This is a genomic window from Serratia sp. A07 (assembly GCF_058725505.1).
In genome coordinates this window covers 66,240-86,975 of record NZ_JBZXDO010000012.1, presented here as the reverse complement: position 1 = coordinate 86,975, position 20,736 = coordinate 66,240, and the positions used below count along the sequence as shown (strand labels likewise).

At 61.8% G+C, this 20,736-nt stretch carries 19 protein-coding genes; 9 read left to right on the top strand and 10 right to left on the bottom strand.

Annotated elements, in window-relative coordinates; genetic code table 11:
* Nucleotides 1-40 precede the first annotated feature (40 nt).
* On the top strand, nt 41-2,359 hold the full coding sequence (locus AC4PR2_RS14320; RefSeq protein ID WP_089186675.1) for a zinc/cadmium/mercury/lead-transporting ATPase: 2,319 nt from the start codon (nt 41-43) through the stop codon (nt 2,357-2,359).
* Between the two features lie 89 nt (nt 2,360-2,448).
* Here AC4PR2_RS14320 and tusA read toward each other — a convergent pair whose 3' ends face one another.
* Nucleotides 2,449-2,694, bottom strand: a complete 246-nt coding sequence (tusA, locus tag AC4PR2_RS14315; RefSeq protein ID WP_025304890.1) for a sulfurtransferase TusA — start codon at nt 2,692-2,694, stop codon at nt 2,449-2,451.
* A gap of 220 nt (nt 2,695-2,914) precedes the next feature.
* On the opposite strand from tusA, the gene AC4PR2_RS14310 reads away from it, so the two are divergent.
* The 3 genes from AC4PR2_RS14310 (at nt 2,915) to AC4PR2_RS14300 (ending at nt 4,694) form a co-directional block, all read left to right on the top strand.
* On the top strand, nt 2,915-3,574 hold the full coding sequence (locus tag AC4PR2_RS14310; protein ID WP_060424186.1) for a 7-cyano-7-deazaguanine/7-aminomethyl-7-deazaguanine transporter: 660 nt from the start codon (nt 2,915-2,917) through the stop codon (nt 3,572-3,574).
* Nucleotides 3,575-3,615: 41 nt separating this feature from the next.
* Nucleotides 3,616-4,050 (top strand): GNAT family N-acetyltransferase, encoded by a 435-nt coding sequence (locus AC4PR2_RS14305; protein WP_060441204.1) that lies wholly within the window; start codon nt 3,616-3,618, stop codon nt 4,048-4,050.
* 80 nt (nt 4,051-4,130) lie between these two features.
* Nucleotides 4,131-4,694 carry a DcrB family lipoprotein gene (locus AC4PR2_RS14300; RefSeq protein WP_197803944.1) on the top strand — a complete coding sequence of 188 codons (564 nt, stop codon included), beginning with the start codon at nt 4,131-4,133 and terminating at the stop codon, nt 4,692-4,694.
* 35 nt (nt 4,695-4,729) lie between these two features.
* Here AC4PR2_RS14300 and glpC read toward each other — a convergent pair whose 3' ends face one another.
* From glpC to glpA, 3 genes are read right to left on the bottom strand one after another with little or no spacing between them, the layout of a single operon-like run.
* Entirely contained in the window at nt 4,730-5,929 is a 1,200-nt protein-coding gene (gene glpC / locus AC4PR2_RS14295) for an anaerobic glycerol-3-phosphate dehydrogenase subunit GlpC (RefSeq protein WP_060441205.1), read from the bottom strand.
* Nucleotides 5,926-7,194, bottom strand: coding sequence for a glycerol-3-phosphate dehydrogenase subunit GlpB (gene glpB / locus AC4PR2_RS14290; protein WP_100396579.1), 1,269 nt, complete (start codon nt 7,192-7,194; stop codon nt 5,926-5,928). Before glpB ends, glpC begins: the two co-directional genes overlap by 4 nt.
* Nucleotides 7,184-8,833 carry an anaerobic glycerol-3-phosphate dehydrogenase subunit A gene (glpA, locus tag AC4PR2_RS14285; RefSeq protein ID WP_337046941.1) on the bottom strand — a complete coding sequence of 550 codons (1,650 nt, stop codon included), beginning with the start codon at nt 8,831-8,833 and terminating at the stop codon, nt 7,184-7,186. The genes glpB and glpA overlap by 11 nt, the downstream gene beginning before the upstream one ends.
* A gap of 364 nt (nt 8,834-9,197) precedes the next feature.
* Between glpA and glpT the strand changes: the two genes are divergently transcribed.
* Both glpT and glpQ read left to right on the top strand, forming a co-directional pair.
* Nucleotides 9,198-10,550: a glycerol-3-phosphate transporter gene (gene glpT, locus AC4PR2_RS14280; protein WP_047729425.1), complete on the top strand. Its 1,353-nt coding sequence runs from the start codon at nt 9,198-9,200 to the stop codon at nt 10,548-10,550.
* A gap of 83 nt (nt 10,551-10,633) precedes the next feature.
* Nucleotides 10,634-11,713: a glycerophosphodiester phosphodiesterase gene (glpQ, locus tag AC4PR2_RS14275; RefSeq protein ID WP_197803946.1), complete on the top strand. Its 1,080-nt coding sequence runs from the start codon at nt 10,634-10,636 to the stop codon at nt 11,711-11,713.
* 217 nt (nt 11,714-11,930) lie between these two features.
* Here glpQ and yigL read toward each other — a convergent pair whose 3' ends face one another.
* Entirely contained in the window at nt 11,931-12,728 is a 798-nt protein-coding gene (yigL, locus tag AC4PR2_RS14270; RefSeq protein WP_019452532.1) for a sugar/pyridoxal phosphate phosphatase YigL, read from the bottom strand.
* A gap of 4 nt (nt 12,729-12,732) precedes the next feature.
* Entirely contained in the window at nt 12,733-13,776 is a 1,044-nt protein-coding gene (gene pldB, locus AC4PR2_RS14265) for a lysophospholipase L2 (protein ID WP_033649643.1), read from the bottom strand.
* 147 nt (nt 13,777-13,923) lie between these two features.
* Here pldB and rhtB point away from each other — a divergent pair, with 147 nt between their 5' ends.
* A complete protein-coding gene (gene rhtB / locus AC4PR2_RS14260; RefSeq protein WP_025304879.1) occupies nt 13,924-14,544 on the top strand; it encodes a homoserine/homoserine lactone efflux protein in 621 nt (206 codons plus the stop codon).
* Between the two features lie 48 nt (nt 14,545-14,592).
* Here rhtB and rhtC read toward each other — a convergent pair whose 3' ends face one another.
* The 3 genes from rhtC to pldA are packed head-to-tail and all read right to left on the bottom strand — an operon-like array spanning nt 14,593 to nt 17,980.
* The gene (gene rhtC, locus AC4PR2_RS14255) at nt 14,593-15,213 is read right to left on the bottom strand and encodes a threonine export protein RhtC (RefSeq protein WP_142109126.1); all 621 of its coding nucleotides are present in this window, start codon (nt 15,211-15,213) and stop codon (nt 14,593-14,595) included.
* 12 nt (nt 15,214-15,225) lie between these two features.
* On the bottom strand, nt 15,226-17,058 hold the full coding sequence (gene recQ / locus AC4PR2_RS14250; protein ID WP_060424201.1) for an ATP-dependent DNA helicase RecQ: 1,833 nt from the start codon (nt 17,056-17,058) through the stop codon (nt 15,226-15,228).
* Nucleotides 17,059-17,101: 43 nt separating this feature from the next.
* The gene (gene pldA / locus AC4PR2_RS14245; protein ID WP_004934270.1) at nt 17,102-17,980 is read right to left on the bottom strand and encodes a phospholipase A; all 879 of its coding nucleotides are present in this window, start codon (nt 17,978-17,980) and stop codon (nt 17,102-17,104) included.
* Between the two features lie 203 nt (nt 17,981-18,183).
* Between pldA and AC4PR2_RS14240 the strand changes: the two genes are divergently transcribed.
* Both AC4PR2_RS14240 and rarD read left to right on the top strand, forming a co-directional pair.
* The gene (locus AC4PR2_RS14240) at nt 18,184-18,654 is read left to right on the top strand and encodes a thioesterase family protein (protein ID WP_016929489.1); all 471 of its coding nucleotides are present in this window, start codon (nt 18,184-18,186) and stop codon (nt 18,652-18,654) included.
* 66 nt (nt 18,655-18,720) lie between these two features.
* A complete protein-coding gene (rarD, locus tag AC4PR2_RS14235; protein ID WP_197803950.1) occupies nt 18,721-19,608 on the top strand; it encodes an EamA family transporter RarD in 888 nt (295 codons plus the stop codon).
* A gap of 16 nt (nt 19,609-19,624) precedes the next feature.
* Here the strand turns inward: rarD and corA are convergent, their stop codons facing one another.
* Nucleotides 19,625-20,575: a magnesium/cobalt transporter CorA gene (gene corA / locus AC4PR2_RS14230; protein ID WP_004934262.1), complete on the bottom strand. Its 951-nt coding sequence runs from the start codon at nt 20,573-20,575 to the stop codon at nt 19,625-19,627.
* Nucleotides 20,576-20,736 lie beyond the last annotated feature (161 nt).

Genomic DNA, 20,736 nt, shown 5'->3' with positions numbered 1-20,736 from the left:
GCTGAGCAAACCCGTTTAACAGCCCGAAGGGGGGGACGTTATGCACAACCAGCAAAACCATAATCATCAGGAACATCATCACGCCGAAGGCGGATGCGGCTGCAACCACAGCCACAGCAAAACTCAGCATGGCTGCAGCAGCGAGCCGAAAAACGCCGCCGCACAGGCCGAACACGCCCACCACCATCACGATCATGGCGATAGCGGCTGCTGCACCGCCGCGCCCGACGATCCGGACGAGGAAAGCGACAGGCTGGCCGCCGCTCCCCCTTCCGGTAGCCAACGTTTCAGCTGGAAAGTCACCGGCATGGACTGCCCCAGCTGCGCCAAGAAAATCGAAAATGCCGTCACCGCACTCCCCGGCGTCGACAGCGCGCGCGTGTTGTTCGCCACCGAGAAACTGGTGGTCGACGCGCAGTCCGACATCAGCCTGCGGATCCAGGACGCGGTCGCCCAGGCCGGCTTTACCCTGCTCGGCACTCAGACCGCCAAAGCCGCCGCGCCGAAAACCTCACGCTTCGGCGAATTCGCACCGCTGCTGCTGTTGACCACCCTGATGGTCGTCAGCTGGGTGCTGGATCGGGTTAACCCGGAGCTGGGCCGCATCGCCTTTATCGCCACCACGCTGGTCGGGTTGGCACCGGTCGCCGCCAAGGCGCTGCGTCTGATTCGTTCCGGCACGCCGTTCGCCATCGAAACGCTGATGAGCGTGGCGGCCATCGGCGCGCTGTTCATCGGCGCCACCGCCGAGGCGGCGATGGTGCTGCTGCTGTTTATGGTCGGTGAACTGCTGGAATCCTACGCCGCCAACCGCGCGCGGCGCGGGGTGACGGCGCTGATGGAGCTGGTGCCGGAAGATGCGCTGCTGCTGCAAGGTGCGGAGCGCAAACGCGTGCCGGTCGCCAGCCTGCGTCCGGGCGACGTGATTGAAATCGCACCCGGCGGGCGCCTGCCGGCCGACGCCGAGCTGCTCAATCCATTCGCCAGCTTCGACGAAAGCGCCCTGACCGGCGAATCGGTACCGGTCGAGCGCCAACAGGGTGAGAAAGTGGCCGCCGGCAGCCTGTCCGTCGATCAGGCGGCGCAGATGAAGGTGATCTCCGAGCCCGGCAAAAACGCCATCGACCGCATTTTGCAGCTGATTGAGGAGGCCGAAGAGCGCCGCGCGCCGATCGAACGCTTCCTCGATCGGTTCAGCCGTTATTACACCCCGGCCATTATGCTGCTGGCCGTCGCGGTGATCCTGGTGCCGCCGCTGCTGTTCTCGCAGCCGTGGGATACCTGGATCTATCGCGGCCTGACGCTGCTGCTGATCGGCTGCCCATGCGCATTGGTGATCTCGACCCCGGCGGCGATCACATCCGGGCTGGCAGCCGCCACGCGGCGCGGCGCGCTGATTAAAGGCGGTGCGGCGCTGGAGCAACTGGGCCAGATCCAAACTATCGCCTTCGATAAAACCGGCACCCTGACCGAAGGCAAGCCGACGGTGACCGACGTGCTGCCGATCGGCGCGCTCACCGAACAGCGGCTGCTGCAGCTTGCCGCCGCGGTGGAAGCCGGTTCACATCACCCGCTGGCGCAGGCGATCATCAACCGCGCCGCCGAAAGCGGGACGGAGCTGCCGCTGGCGCAGGCGCGCCGCGCCCTAGCCGGCGTCGGCGTGGAAGGGATCGTGGACGGCAAGACCGTGCTGATCAGCGCGCCGGGCAAGCTGACACCGGGCCTACTCGACGCCCAATGGCAGAGCCAGGTGGACAAGCTGGAAAATGCCGGTAAAACGGCGGTAGTGGTGCTGGAAGACGGTGCGCCCATCGGCTTGCTGGCGCTGCGCGATACGCTGCGCGGCGACGCCAAACAGGCCATAGCCGAACTGAACGCGCTGGGTATTCGCGGCGTGATGCTGACCGGCGACAACCCACGCGCCGCCGCGGCGATCGCCGGCGAGCTGGGCCTCGACTATCGTGCCGGTCTGCTGCCGGAAGATAAGGTCAGCGCGGTTACCGAACTGAGCGAACTGCGCCCGACGGCGATGATCGGCGACGGCATCAACGACGCCCCGGCGATGAAGGCCTCCAGCATCGGCATCGCCATGGGCAGCGGCACCGACGTGGCATTGGAAACCGCCGACGCCGCCCTGACCCACAACCGGCTGGTGGGCGTCGCGGAGATGATCCGCATCTCGCGCGCCACCCACGCCAATATCCGGCAAAACATCACCATCGCATTGGGGCTGAAGGGGGTCTTCCTGATCACCAGCCTGCTGGGGCTGACCGGTTTGTGGCTGGCGGTGCTGGCTGACTCCGGCGCCACCGCGCTGGTCACCGCCAACGCGCTGCGGCTGTTGAAAAAGCGCAGCTAAGTTCGGAAACTAATACGGGCGCGGCATACCGCGCCCGTTGTCATTTCGGGGAAAGAGACTTTTCCTTCATCAATACGACCTTGTCGCCGTTATACGCCTTTACGCAGCAAATAACGGTATGGCGCCTGCTCGGTCTCCTGCGCCACCAGCGTGTGTTCCATAAAGCGGCAGAACCCCGGAATATCGCGGGTGGTAGCCGGATCGTCGGCGATAATCAGCAGCGTTTCGCCGTTGTCCATATGGCGCACGGTTTTACGCACCATCATCACCGGTTCCGGGCAACGCAGGCCCAGCGCGTCGAGCGTCTGGTCTGCCTGGGCAAATAAGTCAGTCATGCAATTTTTCTCGTTCAAAAACGATCGGCGAACGCTCGCCGCATCTCATTAGCGCCTAGTTTACGCCGGTAGTTTTTCTGCGCAAGATGCGTTAACGTTTGCGTTAAATTTAACCATTGCATTGGTTGCGCAAACGCGTATCATGCCGCCGCGCAGCGTTTTTTGCTGTTTTAACAAGACACACTGGGTTCCCTCACCCCACTGCTAAAAAGGCTACAATATGTATTCGTTTACCGCACAGCAGCGCTTCACGGCGTTGGTCTGGCTTTCGCTGTTTCATATCGCCATCATTACCTCCAGCAACTACCTGGTGCAGCTGCCGATCACCGTTTTCGGCTTCCATACCACCTGGGGCGCTTTTACCTTCCCGTTTATCTTCCTGGCGACCGATCTGACCGTGCGCATTTTCGGCGCGCCGCTGGCGCGGCGGATTATCCTGGCGGTGATGGTGCCGGCGCTGTTCATCTCTTACGTGATCTCCACCGTCACCTATCAGGGAGAGTGGCAGGGATTCGCGGCGCTGGGCAGTTTTAACCTGTTCGTGGCGCGCATCGCCGTGGCCAGCTTCATGGCCTATGTGCTCGGCCAGATCCTCGACGTACATGTGTTCAACCGCCTGCGCCAGCGCAGCGCCTGGTGGGTGGCACCGGCAGCGGCGATGTTCTTCGGCAACATCAGCGATACGCTGGCGTTCTTCTTCATCGCCTTCTACAAGAGCAGCGATCCCTTCATGGCCAACAACTGGGTGGAGATCGCGCTGGTGGATTACAGCTTCAAGGTGATGATCTGCCTGCTGTTCTTCCTGCCGATGTACGGCGTGTTGCTGAACATGCTGCTCAAACGCATCGCGGCGCGCAGCGGCAGCCTGCAGCCGAGCTGAGCCGTGCTATTCTGGGCGGCCCTATCCTTTGGAGGCCGCCCATGACCCCAATCGTTCGCAACGCCACGCTCGAAGAAATCCACCGTCTTTATCAACGCATCCCCGAATTCGGCAACCTGCATAGCCTGGCCGATCTGCAGCGGCGCATCGGCATCGCCCCCGCCAGCCTGTTGATCGCCGAAATCGACGGTCAGCCGGCCGGTTTCAAGCTCGGTTATCAACAGCGGGAAACGGTGTTTTACAGCTGGCTGGGCGGGGTGCTGCCGGCGTTTCGTCGCCACGGCGTGGCGCAGGCCTTGTTGGCCGAACAGGAACGCTGGGCGCAGGCGCAGGGCTATCGCCAGCTGACGGTCAAAACCCGTAACCGGTTCCGCGCCATGCTGACGATGCTGCTCACCCATCACTATCAGATTGTTCAGCTGGAAAAGAAAGGCGAAGTGGCTGATTATCGGCTATTACTGGAAAAAAACTTGTGACAACATCTGCCTTGCATTTCAACCTGGAATAGGTTGCGATACGACAGTGAATCCCTACCGGAAAGGAATAAGGAAGCCCGATGCGTAAAGTAGCGAAATTGATGGGTATCAGCCTGCTGGCGCTTGGCCTCGCGGCCTGCGACGGCAACACCAAAGACACCAAGGCAGCATCTGGCAGTGCGGCAGCCAGCGCGGCGGCCGGGCAGCAGGTCAGCCTGCTGGACGGCAAACTGGCGTTCACGCTGCCGGTCGGCATGGCGGATCAGAGCGGCAAGCTGGGTAACCAGGCCAACAACATGCATGTTTACGCAGACAGCACTGGTCAGCGCGCGGTGATCGTCATCCTGGGCGACAAGACCGCCGACAGCCTGGAGACCCTGGCCAAGCGCCTGGAGAATACCCAGCGCGCGCGTGACGCCAACCTGCAGGTGATCACCAACAAGGCGCTCGACGTCAACGGCGTGCCGCTGCGTCAGCTGGACAGCATCATCACCAGCAGCGGCGAAAAAGCCTATTCCTCCGTCCTGATCGGCTCGCTGAACAACAACATGCTGACCATTCAGGTGACGCTGCCGGCAGACAATCAGCAGCAGGCGCAGACCGAAGCCGAAGGCATCATCTCCACCCTGAAGCTGAAGCAGTAATCCCACAGGGGGCCGGTTTGCCGGCCCTTTCGTTTTTACGCCAGCGCCTGCGCCAGCAGGGTGATCGGATGTTCACAGCGCTTGCTGGTGGACATTTCTATCTGCCATTTGCAGGTCTCGCAGTCGGTCACCACCAGATCCACCCCGCTCTCTTCGATCTGCCGGAACAGCGGCGCGCCGATGCCTTGCGAAGTGGCATAGTTCTCCGATTTGAACCCGTAGGTGCCGGCGATGCCGCAGCACTGCGAATCCAGCACCACCAGCTCCAGCCCCGGTATCTGCCGCAGCAGCTCCAGGGTGTAGGCGGTCCAGCCCATCTTCTCCATATGGCAAGGCGTGTGATATGCCACCCGCAGCGGCGTGTGCTTCAACGGCAGGCTACGCCCCTGATTGATCAGGCGATAGAGATAGCGCGTCGCCAGCTCCACCCGATCGCGCACCGGGGTGGTGTCCACGTCCAGCAGATGAGGGTATTCGTCGCGCAGGGTGAAGGTGCAGCTCGATGAGGTTGCCACCACCGGGATACCGCGTTCCAACACCGTTTCATGCAGCGATTCGGCGTTGACCCTGGCCTGCTTTTTGGCCTGCTCGATAAACCCGTTGGCGATCAGCGGCACGCCGCAGCATTTCTCGCGTTTCAGCAGCTGCACGCCGATATCCAGCGCGTTGAACACCCGGATCAAATCCTTGCCCAGCTGCGGATGGTTATAGTTGACGAAGCAGCCGTGGAAAAACGCCACCTGCTCGGCGTAACGCTGCTGAGCCTGCGCCTGTTGCCGGTACCAGCGGCGGAAAGTGCCGAACGAGTATTTCGGCAGTTCGCGACGGTGATCGATCTTCAGCGCCTTGTCCAACAGCTTGCGCACCGGTTTCAGCCCGGTAGCGGCGTTGACGATCGGCGCGAACGGCGTCGACAGCGAGCCCATGATGTCGGTGTGGCTGAGGATGGCGTCGCGCAGCGTCGGCTTGCTCTGGGCGAAGTCGGCGCGGGCGCGCTGAATGATGTCGCCGATTTTGACGTCGGACGGGCAGGCCACTTCACAGCGCTTGCAGTTGGTGCAGTATTTCAGCGCTTCGTCGTACAGCGCCGGATCTTTCAACCGCAGCCGCTCGCCGTCCGGCCCCGCCTGTTTTGGCCCCGGATAGAGCGGGTTCACTTTGGCGACCGGGCAGTAGGTGGTGCAGACGGTGCATTTGATGCAGCTTTCAAAGCTGTGGTCCTGATGCAGGCTCATGCGTTTTCCTCCGCGGCGATCTGCTGCGCGACGTGCAGCGCACCGATCAATGACACGCCGGCGCCGCAGCCCTGCTGCAGCGGATCGTAGCCGCCGGCGACCGCGCCGATGGCATACAGATTGTCGAACGGCATTCCCTGTTTCATCGCCCGCAGCCTGCCGTCGGTGCGCACGCCAAACTGCAGATAAGGCTGCGGTGCAAACAGCTCGCGCCGGCTCCAGTCGGCGCGATCGGCGCGGCTGTGCACGTCCAGTTCGAAGATCGGCTCGCGCACCCCATCGAAATCCGCCACCAGCCCGTTGCTGAAGAAGCTGCCGCTGGCCAGCACCACCTGCTGCGCCCGCAGCGGAATATCGCCGTGGTTACGGGTATACAGGCCGGTGACGCGGCCGGCTTCACACTCGGCGCGCAGCACGCTGTCGCCAGGCATGAAAACGCCGCCCAGCTGTTGGAAACGCCGCCGCAGTGCCTGATGCAAGCGCATGCCGGGCACCGAAGGCGGCAGCGTCGGCAGCAGCCGGATCGGTTTGCCGACCGCATCCTGCAGCACCGCCAGCGACGCATCGTCCTCCAGGCCCAAACAGGCCGGCAGGAAGAGCGCGTCGGCCTCGCCCGCCAACCGCCGCAGCTCCTCGGCCATCGGCGGCAGGCTTTCCATCAAATCCAGCACCCGGGCGATGTTCACCGCGCGGAACTCGCTGGGGTTATTGCGCAATCTGTCCAGCGCCGGCATGTGCAGATAGGCTACCTCCGTCTCTACGCCGAGCTCCCGGCTCAGGGAGTCGGCGGCCATCTGCGGCTGGAAGTCGAGGAACCCCTCGATGCCGATCACCGCAATACGCCGCCACGGCAGTTGGCCGGTCAGCGGCAGCGTCGGGATCGCCTGCGGGCTGAGCCAGGTGGCGCGGCGCGTGCCCAGCGGCGTAATACGCAGATGGTTATTAGCGCCCTCGCCCTGCAGGTTCAGCCCGCAGCGCGCCAGCAGCCGCTGCGCGGCGGCGGACAGCGCCGCCACCCGGCCGGGCCCGATCAGGGCATACGGATGCTGCGGCGCCTGCTGCGCCAACTGGGGTAACGCCGCCAGCGGCATCTCGACCGGCGTGCCGTCCGGCAATCTCGCCAGCAGATCGAGCGAGCCGGAGGAGAAGTAGAGCGCGCTCTGGCCGGAACTGACCACCGCGCAGCGCTTGCCCTGTTCGGCCACGGCAATGGCGCAGCTCAGGCCGGCCAGGCCACCGCCAATCACCACTACGTCAAATCGCATCATCCGCCTCCTGCTCCTTGTCGGCCTGGGCCTCAAGCCCGCATAACCCCTGGTAAACCCAGCTGGTAAATTCACTCTCACGCAGCGCGTCGCCCCAGGCGATCGGCCGTACGCCTTTCCACCGTTCGTTGAGGAACTGCGACAGCTGCGCGATGGACTGCTGCGGCGTGCTGACCTTGAAGCGCGTCAGCAGCCCGGCGGCGCGGCAGGCGCAGAGTTCACCCTGGCAGGTGCCCATGCCGACGCGGGTGCGGCGGCGCAGATCCACCAGGTTATTGACGGTCAGCGAATTGACCGCATAGCGCACTTCCCCGGCGGTCACCGCCTCGCATTCGCACACCAGGCTGGTGTCGAGCCGATCGGCTGCCGGCACCTGGCTGGCGCGATCGCCGTGGCGGTAAATTGCCGAGCCGCGAATGCTGGCGGGTAGAGAAACCACGCTGCGCACCGTTTCCTCCGCCGACTGGCGGGAGCCGGGCAACGCGTCCTGCGCGGTGGTGCACGGGCGGTTTACGCCAAGCTTTTCGCACACCTTGTCAGTGGCCCACTCCGCCATCAGGCGGTAGGTCATCAGCTTGCCGCCGGTGATGGTGATAAACCCTTCCAGCCCGTCGCGAGCGGCGTGATCGAGCAGCACGATGCCGCGGCTGACGTTGCGCCCGCTGGGATCGTCGTCGCTGGCCACCAGCGGCCGCACCCCGGCATAGGCGCGCAGAATGCGGGTCTGCGCCAGGGTGGGCGCCAGCAGCGCTCCCTCGCGGATCAGAATGTCCACCTCCTGCGGGGTCACCAGCATGTTGTCAATTTGGTCGTAATCGATATGGGTCGAGGTAGTGCCGATCAGCGAGATGGTGTCGCCCGGCACCAGGATGTCGGCATCCGCCGGTTTGCGACAGCGGTTGATCACCATGTTGTTGATACGGTGGCCGAGGATCAGCAGCGCCCCTTTGGCCGGGAACATGCGGATGCGCAAGTCGGCGTATTCGGCGATCTGCTGGCCCCAGATGCCGGCGGCGTTGACCACCACCGGCGCATGCAGCTCATAACGCCGCTGATTCTGATGGTCGTAAACGCGCACGCCCGTCACCCGGTCGCCGCTGCGCAGCAGCCCCACCACCTGGTGGTAGGTCAGGATCTGCGCGCCGTGTTCACGCGCGTCCAGCATGTTGGCGGCGGTCAGCCGGAAGGGATCGACGGTGCCGTCCGGCACCCGCACCGCGCCGATCAGCGCCGGGTTGGCCACCGGCTCCAGGCGCAGCGCCAGCTGCGGGTCGATAGCTTCAGCGTCGATGTCGGCCCGGCGACAGGCGGCGATAAACTGTTGCTGATAGTCCAGCGAGTCCTGCGGCAGGGTGATGAACAGCCCATCGGTGCGCTCGATGCAGTGGTGGGCAATGCGTTTCAGGATGCGGTTCTCTTCGATGCACTCGCGCGCCGACTCGCCGTCGGTCACCGCATAGCGCGCGCCGCTGTGCAGTAAACCGTGGTTGCGGCCGGTGGCGCCGGTGGCGATGTCGTGGCGTTCCAGCAAGATGCAGCGCAAGCCGCGCCGCGCACAGTCGCGGGCGATGCCTGCACCGGTGGCGCCGCCGCCGATGATGATCACATCCGTTTCGCCGCCGTCAAAATAGCTGCTCATGTCGCTCCCTCAGGATCGGTAGTTATGAGCCTATTGAGCCACGGTTATTAGGGTCTTTGTTTGATAAGGAACAATAACGAACATGAAACGAAATAAAAATGTCCACAAAAAACCATCAATGTGATCATAATCACGATTTTTGGACGTTTTTCTATTTCATAACGTTAACGAATCGCTCAAAATCCGCCGTGGTTTCATGAAAGTGTAACAATTGCGCCATTCGTCACAGCGACACCAGGCGTATTTGATGACAATGGCGCTCGTTATGGAACACAAAAACACCACATTCGATATCCGCTCAATCATCAAATGAACGTAAAAGGTCATATTGATGTGATAACAGATAAAGCCATCGGAGGCGCTCATGTTGAGTATTTTTAAGCCGGCCGCACACACCGCCCGTGTGCCGAGCGATAAGGTAGACCCGCTCTACCGTAAGCTGCGCTGGCAAATTTTCCTGGGGATCTTCTTCGGTTACGCCGCTTACTATCTGGTGCGTAAGAACTTCACCCTGGCCATGCCTTACCTGATCGAACAAGGCTTCAGCCGCGGTGACCTCGGCTTCGCGCTGTCGGGCATATCCATCGCCTACGGCTTCTCCAAATTCATCATGGGTTCGGTCTCCGACCGTTCCAACCCGCGGGTGTTCCTGCCTGCCGGCCTGATCCTGGCGGCGGCGGTGATGTTGTTCATGGGCTTCGTGCCGTGGGCCACCTCCAGCATCGCCATCATGTTCGTCCTGCTGTTCCTGTGCGGCTGGTTCCAGGGCATGGGTTGGCCGCCGTGCGGCCGCACCATGGTGCACTGGTGGTCGCAGAAAGAACGCGGCGGCATCGTTTCCATCTGGAACTGCGCCCACAACGTGGGTGGCGGCCTGCCGCCGCTGCTGTTCCTGCTGGGTATGGCCTGGTTCAACGACTGGCACGCGGCGCTGTACATGCCGGCCTTCGGCGCCATCCTGGTGGCCCTGATCGCCTTCGCCCTGATGCGCGACACCCCGCAATCCTGCGGCCTGCCGCCGATTGAAGAGTACAAAAACGACTATCCGGACGACTACAGCGAAAAAGACGAAGAAGAGCTGACCGCCAAGCAGATCTTCATGCAGTACATTCTGCCGAACAAGCTGCTGTGGTACATCGCGGTCGCCAACGTGTTCGTCTATCTGCTGCGTTACGGCATTCTGGACTGGTCGCCGACCTACCTGAAAGAAGTGAAACACTTCGCACTGGACAAGTCGTCCTGGGCCTACTTCCTGTATGAATACGCCGGTATCCCGGGCACCCTGCTGTGCGGCTGGATGTCGGACAAAGTGTTCAAAGGCAACCGCGGCGCCACCGGCGTGTTCTTCATGACGCTGGTGACCATCGCCACCGTGGTGTTCTGGATGAACCCGGCCGGTAACCCGACCGTGGACATGATCTGTATGCTGGTCATCGGCTTCCTGATCTACGGCCCGGTGATGCTGATCGGCCTGCACGCACTGGAGCTGGCGCCGAAGAAAGCCGCCGGCACCGCCGCGGGCTTCACCGGCCTGTTCGGTTACCTGGGCGGCTCGGTTGCAGCCAGCGCCATCGTCGGTTACACCGTGGACTTCTTCGGTTGGGACGGCGGCTTCATGGTGATGATCGGCGGCGGCGTGCTGGCGGTTATCCTGCTGCTGCTGACCATGCTGAACGAAAAGAAACACCACGCGGAAATCGCCGCCAAGCGCGGTTAAGCGTCACACGACTTTTGCATGATTTAAAGGCCGCCCTGCGGCCTTTTTACTACCCTGCCCCCAACAACACGGAGAAAAACGGAATGCGGACTCAAGTCAAAGCCCTGCTGACAGGGATCATTCTCGCCACCTCGATGGTCAGCGCCGCACAGGCAGCGGACAAAGTGGTGATCGCCCACCGCGGCGCCAGCGGCTACCTGCCGGAACATACCCTGCCGGCGAAAGCGATGGCCTACGCCCAGGGCGCCGATTACCTCGAACAAGATCTGGTGATGACCAAGGACAACGAGCTGGTGGTGCTGCACGACCATTACCTCGATCGCGTCACCGACGTCGCCAAACGCTTCCCGGACCGCGCGCGCAAAGACGGCCGCTACTACGCCATCGACTTTACGCTGGCGGAGATCAAATCGCTGAAGTTCACCGAAGGCTTTGAAATCGAAAACGGCAAGAAGGTACAGGGCTATCCTGGCCGCTTCCCGATGGGCAAATCCGACTTCCGCGTACACACCTTCCAGGAAGAGATCGAGTTCGTGCAGGGTCTGAACCATTCGACCGGCAAAAACATCGGCATCTACCCTGAAATCAAGGCGCCGTGGTTCCACAAACAGGAAGGCAAAGACATCTCCAGCAAAGTGCTGGCGGTACTCAAGCAGTACGGTTACACCGGCAAGAACGATAACGTCTACCTGCAGTGCTTCGACGCCAACGAGCTCAAACGCATCAAGAACGAGCTGGAGCCGAAGCTGGGCATGGATCTGAAGCTGGTGCAGCTGATCGCCTATAACGACTGGCAGGAAACCTACGAGCAGAAAGCCGACGGCAAGTGGGTAGAGTACGACTACGACTGGATGTTCAAGCCGGGCGCGATGAAGAAAATCGCTCAATATGCCGACGGCATCGGGCCGGACTACCACATGCTGGTGGTCGCGGATCAATCCAAGCCGGGCCACATCGTGCTGACCGACATGGTGAAAGAAGCGCATGCCAGCAAGCTGGCAGTGCACCCGTTCACCATCCGCGCCGATGCGCTGCCGAAGTACGTGACCGACGTGAACCAGCTGTATGACGTGATTTACAACCAGGCCGGCGTCGACGGTGTGTTCACCGACTTCCCGGACAAGGGCGTGCAGTTCCTGCAGAAGCAGGGCCAGCACAAGTAATGCCAAGGGCGCCGCAAGGCGCCCTTGAATTGCTGACAAAGGAGGAAAAAACGTGGTTTTTCCGCCTTTGTGGATATCAGTCGAAAATCAATAAATTGATTTTCCTTGTTTTTTTAGATATTGCCCTCTGTCAGCTCGGCAACGTCATCCGGTTTATCATTGACTTTAAGGGCGCCGCAAGGCGCCCTTGTTATTTCAGAGAAACGGCCGGGTGATTTCAGAGGAACATCTTGCGCAGGTAGTGCGGCACCGCGTTATCGACGTTGGAGCCGATCACTTCCAGCTCCGGCAGCATATCCTTCAGGCGCTGATGCGCGTCGCGCATGATGCAGCCCTTGCCGGCCATCGACAGCATCTCCAGATCGTTCATGCCGTCGCCGAAGGCGATGCACTCTTGCAGCGTATAGCCGATGATTTTGGCCACTTCTTCCAGCGCATGCCCTTTCGACACTCCACCCGCCATCACTTCCAGGCAGGTCGGGAACGAGAAGCTGACGTTGACCCGATCGCCCCAGCGCGCGTTGATGGCATCTTCCACCTGCAGCAGCCGCTCGTGATCTTCGCAGGTGAAGTAGACCTTACAGACACCGTCGGTTTCCAGCAGGCCCGGCTCGAACAGCTGATATTTGAACACCGACTCCTGGAAGAACTCTTCCTGCTCCGGGCTTTCGCGGTTGATGAACCAGTCATCGTTGCGGTAGACGTTGGTGGTGATCTCCGGATCGTCGTGCAGCATGCCGTACAGATCGCGGGCGATATCCCCGTCCAGGTTATGGCTGAAGATCAACTCGCCGGCGGTGTTGTGCACCCGCGCGCCGTTGGAGGTGATCATAAAGGCGCTGATCTCCAGGCTGTCGCGGATCTGCGCCACGTCGATATGGTGACGGCCGGTGGCGAACACGAAATGCACGCCGCGCTGGGTCAGCAACTTCAGCGTTTCTTTGGCGTACGGCGACAGGGTATGGTCGGGAGACAGCAGCGTGCCATCTAAATCGGAAGCGACGACGTGATACATAGCGTTATGTTCTAACCTCTGATGGAGTTGTCGGCGGCAGCGCGCCGCCTAAGTGTTGAGCAAAGAAGCGCAGGATTGCGTTCAGTGCTTCGGCGCGCATCGCGTCCCGCTCGAACAGGATCTCATGGCGTGCGCCGTTGATAACCCACGGGAGCCCCCCTTCGCAAGGGCGCCCCGCGTCTGACAGAGCCTGACAAAAAGCCTGATGCGAACGGTTGTCGACCACCCGTTCCTCACCGGCCTGCAAAAGCAACAGCGGCGTTGTTATCTCCCCGGCCTGAGCGATAATCTGCCGGCCGGCGCGGATGCTCTCCCGCACCCAATGGTAGGTCGGCCCGCCCACCTGCAGCTCGGGGTAATCGGCGTAATAGCGCAGGCTGCGCCGATAGCGCTCGCGGCTGTGGGTCAACACGTTGACCACATAGGGCAACGGACGCCACTGGCCGGTGCCCACCGCGTAGTAGTCGCGGATCGCCGGGCGCGTCTCCACCCAGTCGAGAATACGGTCGGCCAGCCAGCCCGGCATCGGCAACTGGATGCCGAACATCGGCGCGCAAAACGCCGCCGCGTCGAATGCCTGCGGCCGACGCTGCAGGAACTGCGCCAGGATCGCGCCGCCCATCGAATGCGCCAGCGCGAAGCGCTGCCGATAACCGCGCGATTCGACCTCGCGCTGCCAAAGCTGCTCGAAATCGTCCACGTAGTCGGCGAAGTTTACCACATGACCGCGGTGCGTATCCGCCAGTAAACGGCCGGAGCGCCCCTGGCCGCGATGATCGACGATCACCACGTCGTAACCGCAGTGGAACAGATCGTAGGCCACCTCGGGGTATTTCACGTAGCTCTCGATGCGGCCGGGGCTGACCACCACCACCCGCTGATGTCGCGCGGAGCGAAAACGCACAAAGCGGATCGGCACGCCGTCCACGCCGCTGAACTCGCCCTCTTCCCGCAGCCGCCAGAAGTCCAGCAGCGGCCCGGTGGCGAAGGCAGCGAACTGCGTTTCACGCGTTAACCAGTCATCGGAGCTGAGAGTGAACGAGGTCATCGAGAGCGTTTTCCCTGTGGGGCCGGCGGAAAATGTGACCGCTGGCACAAGAAATCATACTAGCGTATTGTGATTCAATTCTTACAAAAAACGGCGCCGCCTCGGCGCATTGTGGCACAAAACGACACTTTCAGGGAGCCGAGAACCATGACCTTGGACTGGTGGTTAACCTACCTGCTGACCACGCTTATCCTCAGCCTGTCCCCCGGCTCAGGCGCCATCAACACCATGAGCACCGGCATCAGCCACGGCTATCGCGGCGCCGCCGCGTCGATCGCCGGGCTGCAGGTCGGGTTGAGCGCGCACATCGTACTGGTGGGCATCGGCCTCGGCGCGCTGATTTCTCAATCGCTGCTGGCGTTCGAGCTGCTGAAATGGCTGGGCGCCGCCTACCTGGTGTGGCTCGGCATCCAGCAATGGCGCGCCGCCGGAGCGCTGGATCTGCATGCGCTGGCGGGCAGCATGCCGCGCCGCCGTCTGTTCCGCCGCGCGGTACTGGTCAACCTGACCAACCCGAAAAGCATCGTGTTCCTCGCTGCGCTGTTCCCGCAGTTCATCTTGCCCAATCAGCCGCAGGCCGAGCAGTATCTGGTGCTCGGCGTCACTACCGTGGTGGTGGATATTCTGGTGATGATCGGTTACGCCACCCTGGCGACGCGCATCGCCGGCTGGCTGAGAACGCCGCGCCAGATGCAGCTGCTCAACCGGGTGTTCGGTTCGCTGTTCATTTTGGTGGCGGGGCTGCTGGCGACCGCCCGCAAAGCCTGACAAAAAAGGCCGGGCATCGCTGCTCGGCCTTGGGCATGTCACTGCCGATCAGCGGGTAAAGATCAGGTGTAACCCGAAGCCGGTGAACAGCACGCCCGCCACCCCGTCGATCCACTTGGCCAACCGCTGGTAGCCGCGGCGCATCGCCGGCAGCGCGAACACCACCGCCACCAGGCTGAACCAGACGAAGGTCTCGGCGACGATCAGCAGGAACAGTCCCCAGCGCGCCCCGGCGCCGACGCTGTCGCCAACGAACAGCGAGAACACGCTGCCGAAATAGATCACCGCTTTCGGGTTGGACAGATTGGTCAGGAAGCCGCGAATAAAGCTGCGCCCGGCCTTCGGCAACGCCACCTGAGTCTCCGCCGCCGGCTGCGCTTGCTGCGCCCGCGCGGAACGCAGCAGCTGCCACCCCATCCAGCACAGGTAAATGCCGCCGCCGACCATGATGATCTGATGCAGCCAGGCCATCTTCTGCAGGATCAGATGCAGACCCATCAACGCCACGCCGGCCCACACCACGATGCCGAGCGAAATGCCGACCACGCCCATCATCGCCTCGCGGCGCGAGCGGCTGGCGGCGGTTTGCGACACGAAAAAGAAGTCCGGCCCCGGGCTCATCAGCGCAATCAGATGCACCAGCGCCACGGTGAGAAACAGCATCAGCATGATTTATCGCCCTCAGTCTTCGTCATTGTCGAGATGGTCGCGGATCATCGCCATAAAGGGCGCGCCGAAACGCTCCAGTTTGCGCTGGCCGACGCCGTTGACGCTCAGCAGATCGCCGGCCTTGATCGGCATCTGTTCGGCCATTTCCAGCAGCGTGGCGTCGTTGAACACCACATAAGGCGGAATGTTTTCTTCGTCGGCGATCGATTTGCGCAGTTTGCGCAGCTTGGCGAACAGCTTGCGATCGTAATTGCCGCCGTAGGATTTCTGGTTGGCGCTGCTGCGCGACTTCAGGCTCTGGATGCGCGGCACCGCCAGCTGCAGCGCCACCTCGCCGCGCAACACCGGGCGCGCCGCCTCGGTCAATTGCAGCGCCGAGTGCATGGCGATGTTCTGGGTGATAAAGCCCAGGTGGATCAGCTGACGCAGCACGCTGGTCCAGTGTTCGGTGGTTTGATCGCGGCCGATGCCGTACACCGGCAGCTTATCGTGGCCGTATTCGCGAATGCGTTGGTTGTTGGAGCCGCGCAGCACTTCCACGATGTACCCGAGGCCGAAGCGCTGGCCGACGCGGTACACGCAGGACAGCGCTTTGCGCGCATCCTCCAGCCCGTCGTAACGTTTGGGGGGATCGAGGCAGATGTCGCAGTTGCCGCAGTTCTCGTGCTTGCCTTCGCCGAAATAGTTGAGCAGCACCAGGCGGCGGCAGGTTTGCGCCTCGGCGAACGCGCCCATGGCGTTCAGCTTGTGGCGCTCGATGTCCAACTGCTGCCCGGCGGGTTTTTCCTCCAGGCAGCGGCGCAGCCAGGCCATGTCGGCCGGATCGTACAGCAGGATGGCTTCGGCCGGCAGGCCGTCGCGCCCGGCGCGGCCGGTCTCCTGATAATAGGATTCAATATTGCGCGGGATGTCGAAATGCACCACGAAGCGCACGTTGGGTTTATTGATGCCCATGCCGAAGGCGACGGTAGCCACCACCACCTGCAAATCGTCACGCTGGAACGCTTCCTGCACCTGCGCGCGGCGATCGTTGTCCAGCCCGGCGTGGTAGGCGCCGACGCTCAGCCCGCGGCTTTGCAGACGCGCGGCGGTGTCTTCCACCTTGGCGCGGCTGTTGCAATAGATAATGCCGCTCTTGCCGCGCTGATCCTGCACGAAGCGCCACAGCTGATCGAGCGGTTTGAATTTTTCCACCAGCGTGTAGCGGATGTTCGGCCGGTCGAAGCTGCTGACCTGCACCAGCGGATCCTGCAGCGACAGCAGGCGCACGATATCGCCGCGGGTGGACTCGTCGGCGGTGGCGGTCAGCGCGATCACCGGCATCGACGGGAAGCGCTGTTTCAGCTGACCCAGCGCGCGATATTCCGGCCGGAAGTCATGGCCCCACTGCGAAATACAGTGCGCCTCATCCACCGCCAGCATCGCCGGCGGACAGTGATCGAGCAGGCTGAGGAAGCTTTCCATCATCAGCCGTTCCGGCGCGATGTACAGCATCTTGATGGTACCGTTGCGGCAGCCGGCCATAACGTCCAGCTGCTCCTCGCGGGTTTGCGTCGAGTTGTAGCAGGCGGCGGAAACGCCGTAGGCCAACAGTTGGTCGACCTGGTCCTTCATCAGCGAGATCAGCGGGGAAACCACCAGCGTCAGGCCGTCCATCACCAGCGCCGGGATTTGGTAACACAGCGACTTGCCGCCGCCGGTCGGCATCACCACCAGGCAATCCTGCCCGCCGATCGCGGCGTTGATAATCGTTTGTTGGCCCGGACGGAATTGCTGGTAGCCAAAGGTATCGCGCAATACCTGTTCGGCCAGCAACTCTCTGTTAATCACTGCTGCGGTTGACACACACTTCCCCATTTTTTCATCGGTACACACCCAGCGGGTATGATTACATAATATCGTTCAGCATGACACCAACGCCCACCCGTGTCTGCCGGAAGTTATAGTCGATCAGCGATTCGCCGTAGCCGCTGAACACCTGGGTATAGAAACGCACGTTGCGGGTGATCGGATAGCTCCAGCCCAGCTCCGCGCCGCCGTAGCCGCTGTTCCAGTTGTAGTGGCTGTCGACGCTGAACACGCTGTCGCCCCAGGCGTAACCGACCTTCAACCGGTAGTATCCCATGTATTTGGTGATGTCCGGGTTGTCGTCGTTGCTCGAGCTCTCCGAGAAACGGAACCAGGGCTTGAGATCCACCTGCCAGTTGCCGTTTTGCGCCATCAGCCGCGCATAGCCGCGATTCCAGCTGCGCGACGTCGGATCCGAACGGCCGTTAGACTGATGGTTAACGCCGATTTCAACATCGCGCAGCGTCCAACCGGCAAAACGGTAATCGGTCGCCCACCCCACGAACAGCTGCGGCTCGTAGTTGGTTTCGCGGAACGGCGAAGACTCGCCGCGGTTGGACAATTGCCACCAGGAGCGCTGAGTATAAGACGCGCCGAGCACCGAGTTGTCGCCGGCAATGCCCCGCCACAGCGGAAACGCCAGGCTAAGCTGGTATTTCACCTCGTCCTTGCGCGCCTTGTCGGCCCAGTTGTACGTCTTGATGGCCTCTTTGTTGATATCGCTGGTGTCGGTGTACAGCAGATAATTGGGATCGTAAGGATACAGCGTGAACGGATTATCGTGCTCCTGCAGCAGGTTGGCGATAATGCTGCCGCGCACCGCCGGCTTATCGTGAATCTGCTGCTCTTTGGCTTCCTCAGCCAATGCCAGCGCTGGCATCAGCAGCGTGGCGGAAACGATCCCTGACAAAATGCGCATAACCTCTCCTCACTCCAACGAAAAAGGGCAAGCCCGGAAAAAATCAGGCCATTTTACACACAAAGGAGGCTTTACCGCAGCGCAGGTCGGTTTTATTGGAATAGTCTGGAAAGCAACAAAGGTTAAGCATAAAATCAACATTCCATTAACCTGGACTGACCAGTTAGCTCCCTTAAAACGCAAAAGAAAAACGGAAACCCGCTATGTCGACCACACCACTGACCCTGGAAGCCGCCCGCCGCAAGATCGGCGAAATCTTTGTCTACCACATGCCGTTCAACCGCGAGCTTGGCCTGGAGCTGCGCCGCTTCGACGATGATTACGTCGAGCTGAGCTTCACCAACCAACGCAAGCTGGTGGGCAACGCGGCACAGGAAATTCTGCACGGTGGCGTGATCGCCGCGGTGCTTGACGTCGCCGCCGGATTGGCCTGCGCCGGCGGCGTGCTGACGCGCCTGGAGCCGCTGATCGAAGAGGAGATCGCCGCCAAGCTGTCGCGCATGGGCACCATCGATCTGCGCGTCGATTACCTGCGCCCTGGCCGCGGCGAGCACTTCGTCGCCTCCGCCAGCGTGCTGCGCAGCGGCAACAAGGTCGCCGTCGCGCGCGTAGAGCTGCATAACCACGACGGCCTGCATATCGCGACCGCCACCGCCACCTATCTGGTCGGCTGATGATTGTGTGCGGTGAGCGTCTTCAGTACACTCACCGCATCTTACGTTCCCCACCCGAGTGACGTCATGGACGCAAAGCAAACGCGTCAGGGCATTTTCTTCGCCCTGGCCGCCTATTTTATGTGGGGCATCGCCCCGGCCTATTTCAAACTGATTCAGCAAGTGCCCGCCGATGAGATCCTCACCCACCGGATCATCTGGTCGTTTTTCTTCATGCTGGCGCTGATCTCGCTGGGCCGCAGCTGGCCGAAAGTGCGGGCCGCCTGTCAAAATCGCAAACGGCTGCTGCTGCTGGCGGTCACCGCGCTGTTGATCGGCGGCAACTGGCTGCTGTTCATCTGGGCGGTGAACAACCACCATATGCTCGAGGCCAGCCTGGGCTACTTCATCAACCCGCTGGTTAACGTGCTGTTGGGGATGCTGTTTCTCGGCGAACGCTTCCGCCGCATGCAGTGGGTGGCGGTGGCGCTGGCGTTCACCGGGGTGCTGGTACAGCTCTGGCAGTTCGGCTCGTTGCCGATCATCGGTCTGGGGCTGGCGTTCAGCTTCGCCTTCTACGGCCTGCTGCGCAAGAAAATCGCCATCGACGCCCAGACCGGCATGCTGATCGAAACGCTGTGGCTGCTGCCGGTGGCGGCGGCCTATCTGTTCCTGCTCGCCGACAGTCCCACCAGCCACCTGAGCGCCAACCCGTGGTCGCTGAACCTGCTGCTGGTCGCCGCCGGTATCGTCACCACCGTGCCGCTGCTGTGCTTCACCGCGGCGGCCACCCGGCTGCGCCTGTCGACGCTCGGTTTCTTCCAGTATCTCGGCCCGACGCTGATGTTCCTGCTGGCGGTCACCTTCTACGGCGAAACCGTCGGCCAGGACAAACTGGTGACCTTCGGCTTTATCTGGGCGGCGCTGATCCTGTTCACCCTCGACGCGCTCTATATCCAGCGCAAGCTGCGCTGAGCCCGGCGCCGCCGGGTTACAGCCAGTTCTTGCGCTTGAAGTACAGGTAAGGGGCCAGGCCGGCCAGGATCATCAAGGTGATGGCGCCCGGGTAGCCGAACGACCATTTCAGCTCCGGCATGAATTCGAAGTTCATGCCGTAGCTGGAGGCTACCAGCGTTGGCGGCAGGAACACCACCGACACCACCGAGAAGATCTTGATGATGCGGTTCTGCTCGATGTTGATGAAGCCCATCGCCGCCTGCATCAGGAAGTTCACCTTCTGGAACAGCGATTCGTTGTGCGGCAGCAGGGATTCGATGTCGCGCAGCACTTCACGCGCCTGCTCCAGCTGGCCGGTCGGCAGACGTGCCTTGCGCACCAGGAAGTTGAGCGCGCGCTGGGTATCCATCAGACACAAACGCACCTTCCAGCCGATATCTTCCAGCTCCGCCAGCGTCGACAGCGCGGCGTCGTATTCGTCGCCCTGATGCCCTTCCATGATCACCCGGCTGAGCTGTTCCAGATCGCTGTAGATGTTCTCTATCTCATCCGCCAACTGCTCAATCTTGGTTTCGAACAGATCCAGCAGCAGTTCGTAGGCGTTGCCTTCAAGCATGGTCTGGTTGCGGGCGCGCATGCGGTACAGGCGAAACGCCGGCAGTTCACGCTCGCGCAGGGTATACAGGCGGCCGTCGCGGATGGTGAACGCCACCGTGGAGTTGCCGGCGTGATCTTCCGCATCTTCAAAGTAGAAGAAGGAGTGGATATGCAGACCGTCTTCATCTTCGAAGAAACGGGCGGAGGCTTCGATGTCGTCCAGCTCGGGACGCGTCGCCAGGCTTTGTCCCAGCTCATTCTGCACGCGCTCACGCTCGCCCTCTTCCGGCTCGACCAGGTCAACCCACAGCGATGACGTGAGATCATCCGAGTCGTCCAGCTCCAGACGGGACAAGCGGCGGTTATCTAATTTAAAAGCGCTCAGCATGTGCCAAAACTCCGTGAAGGTAACGGGTGCGGACAACGCGTTGAAGCACAGAAACAGAGGGGATGCGTATCACCGATTTGTTTCAGACCATGAAGAGATCTGACTCATAGCGACGCTTTGCGGGGTCGCCGACAACCACGAAGGCTATCAGCAAAAACGGA

Coding starts and splice junctions, on each gene's coding strand:
- glpA (WP_337046941.1), bottom strand. CDS start 8,833: ATGAGCAGCTATTTTGACGGCGGCGAAACGGATGTGATCATCATCGGC.
- glpT (WP_047729425.1), top strand. CDS start 9,198: ATGTTGAGTATTTTTAAGCCGGCCGCACACACCGCCCGTGTGCCGAGC.
- AC4PR2_RS14310 (WP_060424186.1), top strand. CDS start 2,915: ATGTATTCGTTTACCGCACAGCAGCGCTTCACGGCGTTGGTCTGGCTT.
- AC4PR2_RS14305 (WP_060441204.1), top strand. CDS start 3,616: ATGACCCCAATCGTTCGCAACGCCACGCTCGAAGAAATCCACCGTCTT.
- yigL (WP_019452532.1), bottom strand. CDS start 12,728: ATGTATCACGTCGTCGCTTCCGATTTAGATGGCACGCTGCTGTCTCCC.
- rhtB (WP_025304879.1), top strand. CDS start 13,924: ATGACCTTGGACTGGTGGTTAACCTACCTGCTGACCACGCTTATCCTC.
- tusA (WP_025304890.1), bottom strand. CDS start 2,694: ATGACTGACTTATTTGCCCAGGCAGACCAGACGCTCGACGCGCTGGGC.
- corA (WP_004934262.1), bottom strand. CDS start 20,575: ATGCTGAGCGCTTTTAAATTAGATAACCGCCGCTTGTCCCGTCTGGAG.
- AC4PR2_RS14320 (WP_089186675.1), top strand. CDS start 41: ATGCACAACCAGCAAAACCATAATCATCAGGAACATCATCACGCCGAA.
- pldA (WP_004934270.1), bottom strand. CDS start 17,980: ATGCGCATTTTGTCAGGGATCGTTTCCGCCACGCTGCTGATGCCAGCG.
- rarD (WP_197803950.1), top strand. CDS start 18,721: ATGGACGCAAAGCAAACGCGTCAGGGCATTTTCTTCGCCCTGGCCGCC.
- AC4PR2_RS14240 (WP_016929489.1), top strand. CDS start 18,184: ATGTCGACCACACCACTGACCCTGGAAGCCGCCCGCCGCAAGATCGGC.
- glpB (WP_100396579.1), bottom strand. CDS start 7,194: ATGCGATTTGACGTAGTGGTGATTGGCGGTGGCCTGGCCGGCCTGAGC.
- glpC (WP_060441205.1), bottom strand. CDS start 5,929: ATGAGCCTGCATCAGGACCACAGCTTTGAAAGCTGCATCAAATGCACC.
- pldB (WP_033649643.1), bottom strand. CDS start 13,776: ATGACCTCGTTCACTCTCAGCTCCGATGACTGGTTAACGCGTGAAACG.
- AC4PR2_RS14300 (WP_197803944.1), top strand. CDS start 4,131: ATGCGTAAAGTAGCGAAATTGATGGGTATCAGCCTGCTGGCGCTTGGC.
- glpQ (WP_197803946.1), top strand. CDS start 10,634: ATGCGGACTCAAGTCAAAGCCCTGCTGACAGGGATCATTCTCGCCACC.
- rhtC (WP_142109126.1), bottom strand. CDS start 15,213: ATGCTGATGCTGTTTCTCACCGTGGCGCTGGTGCATCTGATTGCGCTG.